Raw genomic sequence first — 15,217 nt, 5'->3', positions numbered from 1 at the left:
CGTGCACCTGGGCCGTGCTCCTGCGGCGTACCCCGGCACTGACGACGACACCCGACACGGCAGGTCCCTGCGAGCGGGCTGCCCACGGAGGCGGGCCCGGGCTCAGCGGCCGGCCCTCGCGGACGACGCCGTACGCCACCCCCGAACACGGCGGGCACGGCGGGCTGCGGCCCGCGGGCCGTCGCCCAAGGGCCGTGCGCCCACCGCGTATGCGCATCGCGGAAGGTGAGGCGTCATGACGTCGATCGTCGCCACGGTCGCGGAGACGGAGGACGAGCGGCCGGCCGTCGGGCGGGGCGATGCGCTGCGGGTGACCTGGGTGCAGCCCGAGGACCTGGTGGGGCACGAGTTGCGGCAGGCCGCGCAGGACGGGCGGGACCCGCGGGCCGTCGCCGCCGTCGCGGACGCCTGGCGGGACGCCGGCGGCGCGCCCGCGCCCTGCGCCGCCGGGGCGTCGCCGAGCCCCGCTCCCCCGCGGCTGCGGGCTCTCGCCGAGCGGCTGTTGGACGAGTTGGCCGCGCTGCCGGGCGGCTGCGCGGACCGCGAGCCCACCGACTTGTCGGCGATCCTCGCCGCCTGCCCCGACTGGCCCGCCGCGCCCCGGTGCGGCGGCCAGGGCGGCGGGCCGGTGGACGGCGACACAGCCGGCGCGGACGCCTCGGTCGGCTCCCGGCACCTCCCCCGCCCCACCGCCCCAGGGCACGGCCGCGTCGACGCCCTGCACGCCGCCTGGCTGGGCCGGGCCGTCGGATGCCTGCTCGGCAAGCCGGTGGAGAAACTGCCGCTCGCCGGGATCAGGGCGCTCGCCACCGCGACCGGGAACTGGCCGCTGCGCACCTGGTTCACCGCCGAGGGACTGCCGGACGACCTCGCCCGCGCCCACCCCTGGAACCGCCGCTCCGCCGCCACCTCGCTCGCCGAGAACATCGACGGCATGCCCGAGGACGACGACCTCAACTACCCGCTGCTCAACCTGCTCCTGCTGCAGCGGTACGGACGGGGCTTCACCACCCGCGACGTGGCCGCGCTCTGGCTGGACGAACTGCCCGCCGGCCGCACCTTCACCGCCGAGCGCATCGCGTACCGCAATCTGCTCGCCGGGGTGGAGCCGCCCGACACGGCCCGCCACCACAACCCCTTCCGGGAGTGGATCGGCGCCGCCATCCGCGCCGACGTCCACGGCTGGACCCACCCGGGCAACCCGGGTGCCGCAGCCGCCCAGGCCCACCGGGACGCCGTGCTCACCCACACCGCGAACGGCGTGTACGCGGCGATGTTCGTGGCCGCGACGATCGCCGCAGCCGGCGGCGGCAGCAGCACGGCCGCCAGTGGTACGGCCGGCAGCGGCGCCAGGGTCCACCAGGCGCTCGCCACCGGCCTGACCGTGGTGCCCCCGCGCTCCCGGCTCGCCGGCGCCGTACGCCTCGGCATCGAAACGGCCCGCGCCGAAGCCGAGTTCGACGCCGTCGTGGACCGGCTCCACCGCGCCTTCGGGCACTACCACTGGGTGCACGCCGTCCCCAACGCCGCCCTGCTCGCCGCCGCGCTCACGCACGCCGACGGCGACTTCGGCGGCGCCGTCTGCCGCGCCGTGTCGGGCGGCTGGGACACCGACTCCAACGGCGCCACCGCCGGATCGATCAGCGGTCTGCTCGTCGGACACCCCGCCGGCCTCGGCGAGCGGTGGACCGGCCCGCTGAAGAACCGGCTCGCCACCTCCGTCGGCACGTTCGACGGGATCGGCTTCGACGCCCTCGCCCACCTCACCCACCAGGAGGCCCAGCGCCCATGACCACGATCGTGGTGCTCGGCAGCACCAACATGGACCTCGTCGCCTACGTCGCCCACCCGCCCAAGCGCGGCGAGACGGTCACCGGCCGCGCCTTTCGCACCGTGCCCGGCGGCAAGGGCGCCAACCAGGCCGTCGCCGCCGCCCGCGCGGGCGGGGACACGGCCGTCATCGGCGCGGTCGGCTCGGACCCCTTCGGCGAGCGGCTGCGCCACGCGCTGGAGGCGTCCGGCGTGGACACGGACCTGCTGCGCACCGCGGAAGGCCCCTCCGGCACGGCGCACGTCGTGGTCGACGACGACGGCGGCAACGCGATCGTCGTCGTCCCCGGCGCCAACGGCACCGTCACCGCCCTCACCCCCGGCGACGAAACCCTGATCGCCGCCGCGGACCTGCTCCTGCTCCAACTCGAACTCCCGCTCAGCGCCGTGCTCGACGGTGCCGCCGCGGCCCGCCGGCACGGCGTGCGGACCGTGCTCACCCCGGCGCCCGTCCAGCCGCTGCCGCCCGAACTGCTCGCCGTCGTCGACCTGTTGGTGCCGAACGAGCACGAGGCCGCGCAGCTCACCGGCGTGGCCGACCCGCGCGCCGCCGCTGAGGTGCTGCTGCGTCAGGTGCCCGAGGTCGTGATCACGCTGGGCGCGGCGGGCAGCCTGTACGCCCGACGGGGCGGCGCGCCGATCGCCGTGCCGGCGCCGCGGGTGACCGCGGTCGACACCACGGGCGCGGGCGACGCCTTCACGGGCGCGCTGGCCGTGGCGCTCGGCGAGGGCCGGCGCGTGGAGGAGGCCCTGCGCTGGGCGTCCTGCGCCGCCGCGCTCTGCGTCCAGCGCGAGGGCGCGTCCGCCTCCCTGCCGTACCGCCCGGAGATCGACGCGGCCTTCGCCCCGACGCCCGCCCCGCAGGAGGACACACCCTGATGAAAACGCAGAGTACGCAGCAGACCCAGCACACACAGCAGCCACAGCCGTCATCGCGCTCCCTCCCTCCTTCCGCCTCGCACCCTCCGTTGCGCGACCTGCGCGTACTGGACCTGGCGACGCTCTTCGCCGGCCCCCTCGCCGCGACCATGCTCGGCGACTTCGGCGCCGACGTGATCAAGGTCGAGCACCCGGGGCGCCCCGACCCCTCCCGCGGCCACGGACCGGCGAAGGACGGCGTCGGCCTGTGGTGGAAGCTGCTGGGCCGCAACAAGCGCACCATCACGCTCGACCTGTCCGCCCCGGGCGGCCGGGACACCCTGCTGAAGCTGGCCGTCACCGCGGACGTCGTCATCGAGAACTTCCGCCCGGGGACGCTGGAGCGCTGGGGTCTGGGCTGGGACGAACTCAGCCGGGCGAACCCCCGGCTCGTGCTGACCCGGGTCACCGGCTTCGGTCAGTTCGGCCCGTACTCCCACCGCCCCTGCTTCGGCACCCTCGCCGAGGCCATGAGCGGCTTCGCCGCAGTCACCGGCGAGCCCGACGGCCCGCCCACGCTGCCCCCCTTCGGCCTCGCCGACTCGATCGCGGCCCTCGCGACCTCCTACGCCGTGCTCACCGCGCTCGCCGCGCGCGCCGCCACCGGGCGCGGCCAGGTCGTCGACATGGCGATCATCGAACCGATCCTCACCGTCCTCGGGCCGCAGCCCCTCTGGTACGACCAACTCGGCTACGTCCAGCCGCGGCTGGGCAACCGCTCCCGCAACAACGCCCCCCGCAACACCTACCGCACCGCGGACGGCTGCTGGGTCGCCGTCTCCACCTCGGCGCAGTCCGTCGCCGAACGCGTGCTACGGCTCGTCGGCCGCGCCGACCTCGTCGACGAGCCCTGGTTCGCCAGCGGCACCGGCCGCGCCGAGCACTGCGACGAACTCGACGCCGCGGTCGGCGGCTGGATCGCCCGCCGCCCCCGGTCCGAGGTGCTGGCCGCCTTCGAGAAGGCGGAGGCCGCGATCGCGCCCGTCTACGACGTACGCGACGTGGTGGACGACCCCCAGTACCGCGCGCTGGACACCGTCACCGAGGTCGACGACCCGGAGCTCGGCCCCATCCGCATGCAGAACGTCCTCTTCCGGCTCTCGGAGACCCCCGGCGCGATCCGCTGGGCCGGCCGCCCCCACGGAGCCGACACCGACGCCGTACTCACCGAACTCGGTATGAGCCCGGACGACATCACCGCACTCCGCACCCAGGGCGCGCTATGAACATCTCCCTCACCTATCTCTACGCGCCCGGCGACCGCCCCGAGGTCGTGCGCAAGGCGATCGCCTCCGGCGCGGACGTCGTGATCGTCGACCTGGAGGACGCGGTCGCGCCCGACCGGAAGAAATACGCCCTCGCCGCGACCGTCGAACTCCTCTCCGACCCGCAGCCGCTGCCCGTGCACGTCCGCATCAACTCCCCCCGCTCACCCGAAGAGATCGAGACCCTGACCGGACTGCCCGGCCTGGCTGCCCTCCGTGTTCCCAAGGTGACACACGGCACTGACATTCCCCCCGTCGCCGACCTCGCGCCCGGCGTCCCGCTCTATCCGCTGCTCGAATCCGCGCTCGCGATCGAGCACGCGTACGCCATCGCCAGCGCGCACCCGGCGGTCCGCGGCATCGGCATCGGAGAGGCGGACCTCCGCGCCGACCTGGGCGTACGCAGCGGCGCGGGGCTGGACTGGCCGCGCACCCGGATCGTGGTCGCCGCGCGGGCGGCGGGGCTGGCGCCGCCGGTGCAGTCGGTCTTCCCGGACATCCGCGACATGGACGGGCTGTACGCCTCCTGCACCCACGGCCGCGCCCTCGGCTTCGTGGGCCGGGCGGCGATCCACCCGCGCCAGCTGCCCGTCATCGAACGGGCCTTCCGCCCCACGCCGGAGGAGATCGCGGCGGCGGTGGAGGTGGTGCGGGCGGCGGCGCGCGGGGAGGGGGCGCAGGCGTTGCCGGACGGTCGCTTCGTGGACGCGGCGATCGTCGCGACGGCGGAACGTGTCCTGTCCCTGGCCCGCCGAGTGGCCCCCTGACGGGGCCGGGTCCAGGTGGGCGGCCTCGGTCCCCCGCAGGAGCGCCACTGTTTGCGTTCGCCCGCGCCCCTGGACACCACCGCCGTAGCCCTGCGGGAGCACCAGTCCCTGCGGCCCGGTGGTGGGCTGTTCGCGCAGTTCCCCGCGCCCCTAAACCCCCGTTTGTCTGCGGACCGTCCATGGCTTGTCGCGCAGTTCCCCGCGCCCCTGTTTCGGTGCCTCCCGCCATTTGTCTGCGGGCCGGGACCAGGGGTTTTAGGGGCGCGGGGAACTGCGCGAACAAGCCCCACCTGGCCGCAGGGACCGACGCTCCCGCGGGGAAACGGCGAGAGGGTCCAGGAAAGCGCCGCGCCCCCGTACCCGCAGGGCACAGGGGCGCGAACAGACTCCGCGGGGCTACTTCGGGGCTTCCGTTGGGGTCGGGGACTCAGAGGGCTCCTCGGGGGTCGCCTCATCCGAAGCCGCGGGCTCGTCCGAAGGCACGGGCTCGTCGGAAGCGCCCGCTTCCTTGCGGTCCGGCTCCACGACCTCCTCGCGCCCCGGCCGCAGCCGCGACGAGATCACGATGTACGCCACCGCCAGCACGAACACCACGATCGCGGTCCACACGTTCAGCCGCAGGCCCAGGACCTCGTGCGCCTGGTCCACCCGCATGTACTCGATCCAGCCGCGGCCCGCGCAGTAGCCCGCCACGTACAGGGCGAAGGCCCGACCGTGGCCCAGCTTGAAGCGGCGGTCCGCCCAGATGACCAGGACCGCGACGCCGATGCACCACAGCGACTCGTACAGGAACGTCGGGTGGTACAGCCCGGCCTCACGGTTCGTGCCCTCGCTGATCTTCAGCGCCCACGGCAGGTCCGTCGGCTTTCCGTAGAGCTCCTGGTTGAACCAGTTGCCCCAGCGGCCGATCGCCTGCGCGAAGGCGATGCCCGGCGCGAGCGCGTCGGCGTACGCCGGCAGCGGGATGCCCCGGCGGCGACAGCCGATCCACGCGCCGACCGCGCCGAGGGAGATCGCGCCCCAGATCCCGAGGCCGCCCTCCCAGATCTTGAAGGCGTCGACCCAGTTCTTTCCCTCGCTGAAGTACAGCTGGTAGTCGGTGACGACGTGGTACAGCCGGCCGCCGACGAGGCCGAAGGGCACCGCCCAGACGGCGATGTCGGCCACCGTGCCGGCTTTGCCGCCGCGGGCGATCCAGCGCTTGTTGCCGTACCAGACGGCCACGAAGACGCCGATGATGATGCACAGTGCGTAGCCGCGCAGCGGCAGCGGTCCGATGTGGATCGCGCCGGACGACGGGCTGGGAATGTAGGCAAGGTCCATGGCAGGTCCGACGCTACCTTGCTTAGCAGTGGGAGCGACAACCTCCCCCGGCAACTTCTGCATAACTCTGCGCACACGAAGGCCCCGTGCGCGCCGGGCGGGCCGGCCGGGGACCGGCGGCTGCCCGGGCGCGGCACGGGGCCGAAATGCCTGGTGGGCGTGGACTTACGACGTCGCGGGCCCGGGCTCGGAGGACCGCCCGCCGCCCGTCTCCTCGCCACCGGACTCGGTGCCACCGGGCTGGCCGCCACCCGACTCGCCACCGCCGGGCTCCGCGCTCTGCTTGCCCGGCTCCTTGCCCTTGTTCGCCTCGGTGACCCACTTCTTCAGGTTCTCCGGGGAGATCTGCTTGCCGTCCTTCGTCGGGAAGATCGACTCGCCGTTGAGCAGCACCGTCGGGGTGCCCTGGAAGCGGCCCTCGGCGAACGCCTTGTTCGACTTGGCCACCCAGGAGTCGTGCGTCCCGTCCTGGACGCAGCTGCGGAAGCCGGGGGTGTCCAGGCCGTCGACCTTCTTCGCCAGGTCGATCAGCTTGTCGTTGTCCGCGAAGGCGTCGTCCGGCTCCGGCGGCTGGTTGCGGTAGAGGACGTCGTGGTAGGGGGCGAACTTGCCGACGTCCTGGGCGCAGGCCACCGCGTTGGCCGCGCGCAGCGAGCCGTTGCCGCCCATGTTCCCGTCGATGATCGTCGCGAAGTGGTACTCGACCTTGAGGTCGCCGGACTTCTCCAGGTCCTGGATCGCGTCCCGCATCACGTTCTCGAACTGGGCGCAGACGGGGCAGCGGAAGTCCTCCCACACGGTGAGCGTGGAAGGGGCGTCGGTCGCGCCGACCCGGATGGCGAGCTGCTCCTTGCCCTCCGCGCCGGCGGGCGCCAGCAGCGGCCCGGCGGTGTTGTTCCCGCTCTTGCCGCCCTTGTCGCCCTTGTCCGCATTGGCCGCGACGACGCCGACCACGGCGGCCAGCCCGAGCACGCCCACCACGCCCGCGGACACCACCAGCAGGCGCCGCCGCTTCTCCCGGGCCTTCTCCCGCGCCCGCTCCTGCTGCATCCGCTCGCGCGCGGTCCTCTTCGGTTCCCTGTTCTTCTCGCTCACACCCCGCAAACGAACCGGGGAGGCGCACCCGCGCCTCCCCGGTCCCAGATCCACCCGTACGAGCGATGCGTACGAGAAGCGTCCGTTTCAGCCCGTGCGCACGCCCTCGGCGAGCTCGGCGGCGAGCTTGCGGACCGCCGCGGTCCCGGCCGCGGCGTCCGGGGCGTCGAGGATCCGCTGGACGAAGGCGGAGCCGACGATCACGCCGTCCGCGAAGGCGGCGACCTGGCGGGCCTGGGCGGCGTCGGAAACCCCGAGGCCGACGCAGACCGGCAGGTCGGTGGTGGCCCGGGTGCGCCGCACCAGGTCCTCCGCCTGGGCGCCCACGGACTCGCGGGTGCCGGTGACGCCCATCAGCGACGCCGCGTAGACGAAGCCGGAGCCGGCCTCGGCGATCCGGGCGATGCGGGCGTCCTTGCTGCTGGGGGCGACGACGAAGACGGTCGCGAGACCGTGCTTGGCGGCGTGCTCGCGCCAGAGGTCGGACTCCTCGACGGGCAGGTCCGGCAGGATGCAGCCGGCGCCGCCCGCCTCGGCGAGTTCGGCGGTGAACCGGGCCACGCCGTAGCGGTCGATCGGGTTCCAGTACGTCATCACCAGGACGGGCTTGCCGGTGGCGGCGTGCGCCTCGCGGACCGTGCGCAGCACGTCGGCGATCCGCACCCCGCCGCGCAGGGCGATGTCGTCGGCGGTCTGGATGACGGGCCCGTCCAGGACGGGGTCGCTGTGCGGAAGCCCCACCTCGACGACGTCGGCGCCGCCGTCGAAGACGGCCTTGATCGCCTCGATGCCGCCGTCCACGGTCGGGAACCCGGCCGGGAGGTAGGCGATCAGCGCGGCCCGGCCTTCGGTCTTCGCCGCGGTCAGCGTCTCGCTGAGCAGCGTCGCGTTCCCGCTCACTTCGCGTCCTCCCCGTCGTAGAGCCCGAAGTAGCGGGCGGCGGTGTCCATGTCCTTGTCGCCGCGGCCGGACAGGTTGACCACGAGCAGACCGTCCGGGCCGAGCTCCCGGCCGACCTCCAGGGCGCCGGCGAGCGCGTGCGCGGACTCGATCGCCGGGATGATGCCCTCGGTGCGCGACAGCAGCCGCAGCGCCTGCATCGCCTGGTCGTCGGTGACGGGGCGGTACTCGGCCCGTCCGCTGTCCTTGAGGTACGAGTGCTCGGGGCCGATGCCCGGGTAGTCGAGCCCGGCGGAGATCGAGTACGGCTCGGTGATCTGGCCCTCGTCGTCCTGGAGGACGTACGAGCGCGAGCCGTGCAGGATGCCCGGCTCGCCCACGGTCAGCGTCGCCGCGTGCTCGCCGCTGTCCACGCCGTGGCCCGCGGCCTCGCAGCCGACCAACCGGACGGAGGCGTCCGCCATGAAGGGGTGGAAGAGCCCGATGGCGTTCGAGCCGCCGCCGACGCACGCCACGGCCGCGTCCGGGAGGCGGCCCGCGCGCTCCAGGATCTGGCGGCGCGCCTCGACGCCGATGACGCGGTGGAAGTCGCGGACCATCGCCGGGAAGGGGTGGGGGCCGGCGACCGTGCCGAAGAGGTAGTGGGTGCTGTCGACGTTGGCGACCCAGTCGCGGAACGCCTCGTTGATGGCGTCCTTGAGGGTCCTACTGCCGGAGGCCACCGGGATGACCTCGGCGCCGAGGATCCGCATCCGGGCGACGTTCAGGGCCTGGCGCTGGGTGTCGACCTCGCCCATGTAGATCGTGCAGTCCAGGCCGAAGAGGGCGCACGCGGTGGCGGTGGCGACGCCGTGCTGGCCCGCGCCCGTCTCGGCGATCACCCGGGTCTTGCCCATGCGCTTGGTGAGCAGCGCCTGCCCCAGCACGTTGTTGATCTTGTGGGATCCGGTGTGGTTCAGGTCCTCCCGCTTGAGGAAGATCCGCGCCCCGCCGGCGTGCTCGGCGAACCGGGGCACCTCCGTCAGCGGGCTGGGGCGGCCGGTGTAGTGGACGAGGAGGTCGCCGAGCTCCGCCGCGAAGGCGGGGTCGGCCTTCGCCTTGTCGTACTCGACCGCGACCTCGTCGACGGCGGCCACCAGGGCCTCGGGGATGAACTTTCCGCCGAAGGCGCCGAAGTAGCCCGTGGCGCTCGGGACCCGGCCTTCCGGGTCCGGGATGAAGAAGTCAGAGGACATCCGACGTACTCCTAGGGGGCGTGCGCCCCCGGTCTGGGTGGAATGGATCGTGGGGCTGCCGGTGCGGGCCGTCGCCGCGCACACCACTGCGACCGAAGGCGTACGGGTGGAGCTGCCTCAGGAGCGGTGGCGCGTCAGCGGGCCGCGCGGACGGCGGCCGTACGCCATCGCATTCCATTGACCTGGCCCGGCTCGGAGCCGATCACATAGCGCACCCGGCGCCCGTGCACCCGCCGCGCCGGCGCACGGCAGCCCCGGGGACGGCAGCCGCGCGCGAGGCGGGCGTACGCGTCACCGGAGGCCGGTGCACAGGGGCGGGCGAGGGGCGACAGGGGCACGGGAGCTCAGTTCCGCCCGTGGCGCAGCGCGGGGTGCGCGCCGGCGGCGACGAGGTCGGCCACGGCGGTCTTGGGGTCGCGGCCGGTGACCAGGGACTCCCCCACCAGGACGGCGTCCGCGCCGGCGTTCGCGTACGCGATCAGGTCGTGCGGCCCGCGTACGCCGGACTCGGCGACCTTGACGATGCTGGCGGGGATCTCCGGGGCGACCCGCTCGAAGGTGGTGCGGTCGACCTTGAGGGTCTTCAGGTCGCGGGCGTTCACGCCGATGATCCGGGCGCCGGCGTCGACGGCGCGGTCCACCTCGTCCTCGTCGTGGACCTCGACGAGGGGGGTCAGGCCGATGGACTCGGCGCGCTCGATCAGGGAGACCAGGGCCTCCTGCTCCAGCGCGGCCACGATCAGCAGGGCGAGGTCGGCGCCGTAGGCCCGGGCCTCCCAGAGCTGGTACGAGGTGACGATGAAGTCCTTGCGCAGCACCGGGACGTCGACACGGGCGCGCACGGCCTCCAGGTCCGCCAGCGAGCCGCCGAAGCGGCGCTCCTCGGTGAGGACGGAGATCGCGGCGGCGCCGCCCGCCTCGTAGTCGGCGGCGAGTCCTGCGGGGTCGGCGATCGCGGCGAGCGCGCCCTTCGACGGGCTGGAGCGCTTGACCTCGCAGATCACGGTGACGCCTTCGCCGCGCAGCGCGGCGGCGCCGTCCTTGGCGGCGGGCGCCTTGGCCGCGCCCTCCTTGAGTTCGTCGAGGCTGACCCGCGCCTGCCGCTCTGCGAGGTCGGCGCGGACGCCTTCGATGATCTCGTCGAGCACACTCACGCGAGCGGCCCCCTTCCGGGACGGTGATGATGGTCAGGGATCAACCATCTCGATGGTATCCGCAGGACGGCCCGGACTTCGCATCCGGTGGTCCGCCGTCCCACTGGCTGGGACCGTCGCACGGTCCGTTTCCGGCCGGTCGCGGGGCTCTCGGGGGTCACGGGGCCAGCGCGGAGCCGAAGGGCAGGTTCCGTACGACGCTGAAGGCGAGGACCGCGGCGCCCGTGAGCCACCACCACAGGGGCCGGACGGTGATCTTCCAGGTGGCGCCCGGGGTGCCCCGGACGGCCTGGACCAGCCACAGCGTCCACAGCACGGCGAAGACGCCGTAGCCGACGACGGCGACGGCGTTGGCCCCGAAGGCGGTCGTCAGGTCGCCGTGGACGAAGGCGTGGGCGCTGCGCAGCCCGCCGCAGCCGGGGCAGTAGATGCCGGTGACGGCCAGCAGCGGGCAGGTCGGATAGTGACCGGATTCATTCGGGTCGACGGCGCCGACGTACGCGAAGGCGGCGCCGACGGCGGCGAGGGTGGCCAGCGGCGCGGCCAGCCGTCGGGCGAGGGGCGCGGGCCGGGGGGCGACGGGGGGTGCTGTCCTCGAATCCACCGTGTGATTGTCCCCGCTCGTGCGAAGAGGCGCAGCCCGGCGGGTGCCGGTCTGCGCCTCGCGTCGTACCGCTGCGTACTGCTGCCTGCCGCGTACGACGTCGTACTGCCTCGTGGGGCGGTCAGGCGGCGGACTGGGCCGCCACGCGCTCGGCGACCACGCGGCCGGCCTGCTCGCGGGCCTGCTTGCGCTCGGCGGACTCCTTCTGGGCGCCCATGCCGGCGGCCCTCATGCCGTAGCCGACGACGCCGCCGACGAGCACGATGGCCATGCCGCCCCAGAACCCGAGGGGGTTCGCCGCGACCATGAAGACACCGGCGACGCAGAAGCCGATGAAGGAGATGGTGACGCCGGTCCAGGCGGCCGGGGTGTGTCCGTGTCCGTGGGCGCTGCCCGCCATGAGTTGCTCCTCGTTGCTGAGTGCGCGCTGACGCGCGGGGTACTGCGAACGCGGCGACCGTCCGTCGCGCTCCGGGGGTGGGTCGTCAGACCCTTCCGTCCTCCATTGTCCCGTACTCCATCCGTGGTCGGGAGTCAGGGTGACGCGTCTGACAGTTCCGGCGGTCAGGTGCCCCGGGTGGGGTCGGTGGGGTCCTCGCCGCGGTCGAGGGCCTTCCACACGTCCTCGGGGCGGTCCGGGTCGACCACGGGCGCCTTGCGGGGCCGGGGCGTGCCGTCGCGCTCGTAGCGGCCGGACATCGCGGGCCAGAGCTTGCCGTACCGCAGCGCCAGCAGCCCGGCGAGCAGGATCAGCAGGCTGGCCGCGGCCGTCACGTACGGCCAGGGCGTGTGCGTCACGCCGGAGACGGCGGCGGCGGTGTCGCTGGTGTACTGGGCCGCCTGCTCGTCGAGCGCGTCGGAGTCGCCGGCGCCGAAGAGGGCGGCGGCGGTCGCGCCCGCGCCGCTGAGGGCCAGCAGTCCGGAGACCACCAGCCGGCCCTTGCGGCGCACGGCGAAGACGGCGACGAGCGCGGCGAGGCCGACGATGGCGAGTGCGGTGGGCACGCCGGTGACGTCACCGCCGTCGACGGTCACGGGCAGGGTGCCGCCGGGGACCGCGGCACCGCCCTCCGCCCAGGTCTGGCCGGCGGCGAGGAGGACGACGGTGGCACCGGCGGCGCCGAGGAAGAGGGCTGCGCCGAGGGTCCGCCGGCCGGTGTCCGCGTTCTTCGCGGCGGCTGCGGCTTGGGAGTGAGCCCCGGCGCGGGGCTGGGGTACGGGAACAGCGCTCACGCACCCCACTATCCCCTACGCGTCCGCCGGCTCCGCAGCCGCCCTCCGGCCGTCGCCGTTCCCGCTGGTCGTCGCCGCGGCGAGACGGTTGGCGGTGTGGACGGCGCGGAGTACCGCGGCGGCCTTGTTGCGGCACTCGGTGTCCTCGGCGACGGGGTCGGAGTCCGCGACGACGCCCGCGCCGGCCTGGACGTACGCCGTGCCGTCGCGCAGCAGGGCGGTGCGGATGGCGATCGCGGTGTCCGAGTCGCCGGCGAAGTCCAGATAGCCGACGCAGCCGCCGTACAGACCGCGCCGGGAGGGCTCCAACTCGTCGATGATCTGCATCGCGCGGGGCTTGGGCGCGCCGGAGAGGGTGCCGGCGGGGAAGCAGGCGGTGAGCACGTCGAAGGCGGTGCGGCCGGCGGCGACCTCGCCGGTGACCGTGGACACGATGTGCATCACGTGCGAGTAGCGCTCGATCGACATGAAGTCGACGACCTCGACGGTGCCGGGATCGCAGACCCGGCCCAGGTCGTTGCGGCCGAGGTCGACGAGCATCAGGTGTTCGGCGCGCTCCTTGGGGTCGGCCAGCAGCTCCTCGGCGAGGTCGTGGTCCTCCTGCGGGGTGGCGCCGCGCGGCCGGGTCCCGGCGATGGGGTGGAGCAGGGCGCGCCCGTCCTCGACCTTGACGAGCGCTTCGGGGCTGGAGCCCACCACGTCGAAGGTGCCGCCGTCGCTGTCCGGGAAGCGGAACAGGTACATGTACGGGCTGGGGTTGGTCGCCCGCAGCACCCGGTACACGTCCAGGGCGCTCGCCGCGCACGGCGTCTCGAACCGCTGCGACGGCACCACCTGGAACGCTTCGCCGGCGCGGATGCGCTCCTTCACGTCCTCCACGGCCTCCTGGTACTGCGCACCGCCCCACAGCGCGGTGAAGGGGGGCAGCTCGGACGGGGGCAGCGCGACCGGCGCGGAGGCCAGCGGGCGGGCCAGGTCGCGCTCCATGGCGTCGAGCCGGGCGACGGCGTCCGCGTACGCCTCGTCGACGCCGGTGTCCAGGTCGTTGTGGTTGATCGCGTTGGCGATCAGCTGGACGGTGCCGTCCCAGTGGTCCAGGACGGCGAGGTCCGAGGTGAGCAGCATGGTCAGCTCTGGCAGCTTCAGGTCGTCGCGCTCGCCGGGGCCGATCTTCTCCAGCCGGCGCACCACGTCGTAGCCGAGGTAGCCGACCATGCCGCCGGTGAAGGGCGGCATGCCGGCGTCCGGGTCTCCCTCGGTGTGCAGGGTCTCGACCGTGGCGCGCAGCGCGGCGAGCGGGTCGCCGTGCTCGGGGACGCCGACGGGCGGGGTGCCCAGCCAGTGGGCCTGACCGTCGCGCTCGGTGAGCGTGCTGGCGCTGCGCACCCCGACGAAGGAGTACCGCGACCACGACCGCCCGTTCTCCGCGGACTCCAGCAGGAAGGTGCCGGGGCGTTCGGCGGCGAGCTTGCGGTAGAGCGCGACGGGGGTGTCGCCGTCGGCGAGCAGCCTGCGGCTGACGGGGATGACGCGGCGGTCCGCGGCGAGCTTGCGGAAGGTGTCGAGGTCCATGGTCATGGGGCCGGACCCTACTTTCCGGGAAGTTCGAGCGGCAGCACGTCCGCGTCGAAGCAGGTGCGGTCGCCGGTGTGGCAGGCGGCGCCGACCTGGTCGACCTTCACGAGCACGGTGTCCGCGTCGCAGTCGAGCGCGACGGACTTGACGTGCTGGACGTGTCCTGAGGTGTCGCCCTTCACCCAGTACTCCTGCCGGCTGCGGGACCAGTAGGTGGCGCGTCCGGTGGTGAGGGTGCGGTGCAGGGCCTCGTCGTCCATCCAGCCGAGCATCAGCACCTCTCCGGTGTCGTACTGCTGGGCGATCGCGGGCACGAGCCCGTCGGCGGTGCGCCGGAGGCGGGCGGCGACCGCGGGGTCGAGGTTGCTTGCGGGGACACGGCTGGTCATGCGGCCATTGTGCCGCGTCGGCCGGGGCGGACGGGGCGGCCGTCCACGGGCCGGTCACTGGGCGGAGTCGACCCGTGCGCCGTACGCTGGCGGACATGTCGACCCATGCGAAGCGTGAACGGCTCATCCTCGCCGACCTCCTCGAAGGCGTCGGCCCCGACGCGCCGACCCTGTGCGACGGCTGGCGGACCAGGGACCTCGCGGCCCACGTGGTGGTGCGCGAGCGCCGCCCGGACGCGGCCGGCGGCATCCTGATCGGTGCGCTCAAGGGGCGGCTGGAGCGGGTGCAGGAGGAGTTCGCGGCGAAGCCGTACGAGGAGCTGATCCAGCTGATCCGCACCGGGCCGCCGCGGATGTCGCCGTACGGCATCAAGCAGCTCGACGAGGCGGCGAACACGGTCGAGTTCTACGTGCACGCCGAGGACGTCCGCCGGGCGCAGCCCGACTGGACCCCGCGCCCCCTGGACCGGGTGTTCGAGGACGCGCTGTGGGCGCGGCTGGAGAAGGCGGCGCGGCTGCTGGGCCGCAAGTCGCCGGCGGGGCTGGTGTTGCGGCGCCCCGACGGCCAGACGGTGGTGGCGCACCGGGGCGCGCCCGTGGTGACGGTCACCGGCGCGCCGGGCGAGCTGACGATGTTCGCGTTCGGCCGCCAGGGGGTTGCGCAGGTGGACGTGGAGGGCGAGCAGGACGTCGTGGACAAGGTCCGCGGCTCCCATTTGGGCCTCCCCATGTAACTCCGCGCCCCGCGCGCCCCGCGCGCCCTGACCTGCCCGCCGTTTCCCTGCGGGGCCGTTGGTCTCTGCGGCCCGGTGGTCGGCTTGTCGCGCAGTTCCCCGCGCCCCCCCCCGCACCCGGTCCGCCGCCGCACCCGCAGGCGGGGGGAACGCGAGAGCCCACCCCCAGAGACCCAGCGCGGGAGGCAAGAGGAG

General features: G+C 74.1%; 16 protein-coding genes. 5 read left to right on the top strand and 11 right to left on the bottom strand.

Annotated elements, in window-relative coordinates; genetic code table 11:
- Nucleotides 1-235: 235 nt before the first annotated feature.
- From ABZ842_RS29815 to ABZ842_RS29800, 4 genes are read left to right on the top strand one after another with little or no spacing between them, the layout of a single operon-like run.
- Nucleotides 236-1,792, top strand: coding sequence for an ADP-ribosylglycohydrolase family protein (locus ABZ842_RS29815; RefSeq protein ID WP_361543482.1), 1,557 nt, complete (start codon nt 236-238; stop codon nt 1,790-1,792).
- Nucleotides 1,789-2,709 carry a ribokinase gene (rbsK, locus tag ABZ842_RS29810; protein ID WP_361543479.1) on the top strand — a complete coding sequence of 307 codons (921 nt, stop codon included), beginning with the start codon at nt 1,789-1,791 and terminating at the stop codon, nt 2,707-2,709. The genes ABZ842_RS29815 and rbsK overlap by 4 nt, the downstream gene beginning before the upstream one ends.
- Complete coding sequence (locus ABZ842_RS29805) at nt 2,709-3,974, top strand: CoA transferase (protein WP_361543476.1); 1,266 nt, start codon at nt 2,709-2,711, stop codon at nt 3,972-3,974. The genes rbsK and ABZ842_RS29805 overlap by 1 nt, the downstream gene beginning before the upstream one ends.
- Entirely contained in the window at nt 3,971-4,780 is an 810-nt protein-coding gene (locus tag ABZ842_RS29800; RefSeq protein WP_361543473.1) for a CoA ester lyase, read from the top strand. Before ABZ842_RS29805 ends, ABZ842_RS29800 begins: the two co-directional genes overlap by 4 nt.
- A gap of 396 nt (nt 4,781-5,176) precedes the next feature.
- On the opposite strand, the gene lgt is transcribed toward ABZ842_RS29800, so the two are convergent.
- The 11 genes from lgt to hisI all read right to left on the bottom strand — a co-directional run bounded on the left by lgt (nt 5,177) and on the right by hisI (nt 14,288).
- Nucleotides 5,177-6,103, bottom strand: coding sequence for a prolipoprotein diacylglyceryl transferase (gene lgt / locus ABZ842_RS29795; RefSeq protein WP_361543470.1), 927 nt, complete (start codon nt 6,101-6,103; stop codon nt 5,177-5,179).
- A 165-nt stretch (nt 6,104-6,268) separates the two neighbouring features.
- Complete coding sequence (locus ABZ842_RS29790) at nt 6,269-7,198, bottom strand: thioredoxin domain-containing protein (RefSeq protein ID WP_361543467.1); 930 nt, start codon at nt 7,196-7,198, stop codon at nt 6,269-6,271.
- 87 nt (nt 7,199-7,285) lie between these two features.
- The gene (gene trpA, locus ABZ842_RS29785; RefSeq protein ID WP_361543464.1) at nt 7,286-8,098 is read right to left on the bottom strand and encodes a tryptophan synthase subunit alpha; all 813 of its coding nucleotides are present in this window, start codon (nt 8,096-8,098) and stop codon (nt 7,286-7,288) included.
- Nucleotides 8,095-9,333 carry a tryptophan synthase subunit beta gene (gene trpB / locus ABZ842_RS29780; protein ID WP_361543462.1) on the bottom strand — a complete coding sequence of 413 codons (1,239 nt, stop codon included), beginning with the start codon at nt 9,331-9,333 and terminating at the stop codon, nt 8,095-8,097. The genes trpA and trpB overlap by 4 nt, the downstream gene beginning before the upstream one ends.
- A 134-nt stretch (nt 9,334-9,467) precedes the next feature.
- On the bottom strand, nt 9,468-9,671 hold the full coding sequence (locus tag ABZ842_RS29775; RefSeq protein WP_361543459.1) for a hypothetical protein: 204 nt from the start codon (nt 9,669-9,671) through the stop codon (nt 9,468-9,470).
- Nucleotides 9,672-9,677: 6 nt separating this feature from the next.
- A complete protein-coding gene (trpC, locus tag ABZ842_RS29770; RefSeq protein ID WP_361543456.1) occupies nt 9,678-10,487 on the bottom strand; it encodes an indole-3-glycerol phosphate synthase TrpC in 810 nt (269 codons plus the stop codon).
- Nucleotides 10,488-10,644: 157 nt separating this feature from the next.
- Nucleotides 10,645-11,091, bottom strand: coding sequence for a DUF2752 domain-containing protein (locus tag ABZ842_RS29765; protein WP_361543453.1), 447 nt, complete (start codon nt 11,089-11,091; stop codon nt 10,645-10,647).
- Nucleotides 11,092-11,212: 121 nt separating this feature from the next.
- Nucleotides 11,213-11,491: an HGxxPAAW family protein gene (locus ABZ842_RS29760; protein WP_361543450.1), complete on the bottom strand. Its 279-nt coding sequence runs from the start codon at nt 11,489-11,491 to the stop codon at nt 11,213-11,215.
- Nucleotides 11,492-11,655: 164 nt separating this feature from the next.
- Complete coding sequence (locus tag ABZ842_RS29755; protein WP_361543447.1) at nt 11,656-12,333, bottom strand: TIGR02234 family membrane protein; 678 nt, start codon at nt 12,331-12,333, stop codon at nt 11,656-11,658.
- Between the two features lie 6 nt (nt 12,334-12,339).
- Complete coding sequence (locus ABZ842_RS29750) at nt 12,340-13,896, bottom strand: anthranilate synthase component I (protein WP_361543699.1); 1,557 nt, start codon at nt 13,894-13,896, stop codon at nt 12,340-12,342.
- Between the two features lie 17 nt (nt 13,897-13,913).
- A complete protein-coding gene (hisI, locus tag ABZ842_RS29745; RefSeq protein ID WP_361543444.1) occupies nt 13,914-14,288 on the bottom strand; it encodes a phosphoribosyl-AMP cyclohydrolase in 375 nt (124 codons plus the stop codon).
- Nucleotides 14,289-14,383: 95 nt separating this feature from the next.
- On the opposite strand from hisI, the gene ABZ842_RS29740 reads away from it, so the two are divergent.
- Nucleotides 14,384-15,022, top strand: a complete 639-nt coding sequence (locus ABZ842_RS29740) for a TIGR03085 family metal-binding protein (protein ID WP_361543441.1) — start codon at nt 14,384-14,386, stop codon at nt 15,020-15,022.
- Nucleotides 15,023-15,217: the final 195 nt, after the last annotated feature.

Origin of the sequence: Streptomyces sp. NPDC047315 (assembly GCF_040643215.1) — a bacterium.
GTDB lineage: Bacteria > Actinomycetota > Actinomycetes > Streptomycetales > Streptomycetaceae > Streptomyces.
The sequence above is the reverse complement of the archived record's forward strand: the minus strand, read 5'-3'. Positions and strand labels throughout refer to the sequence as shown.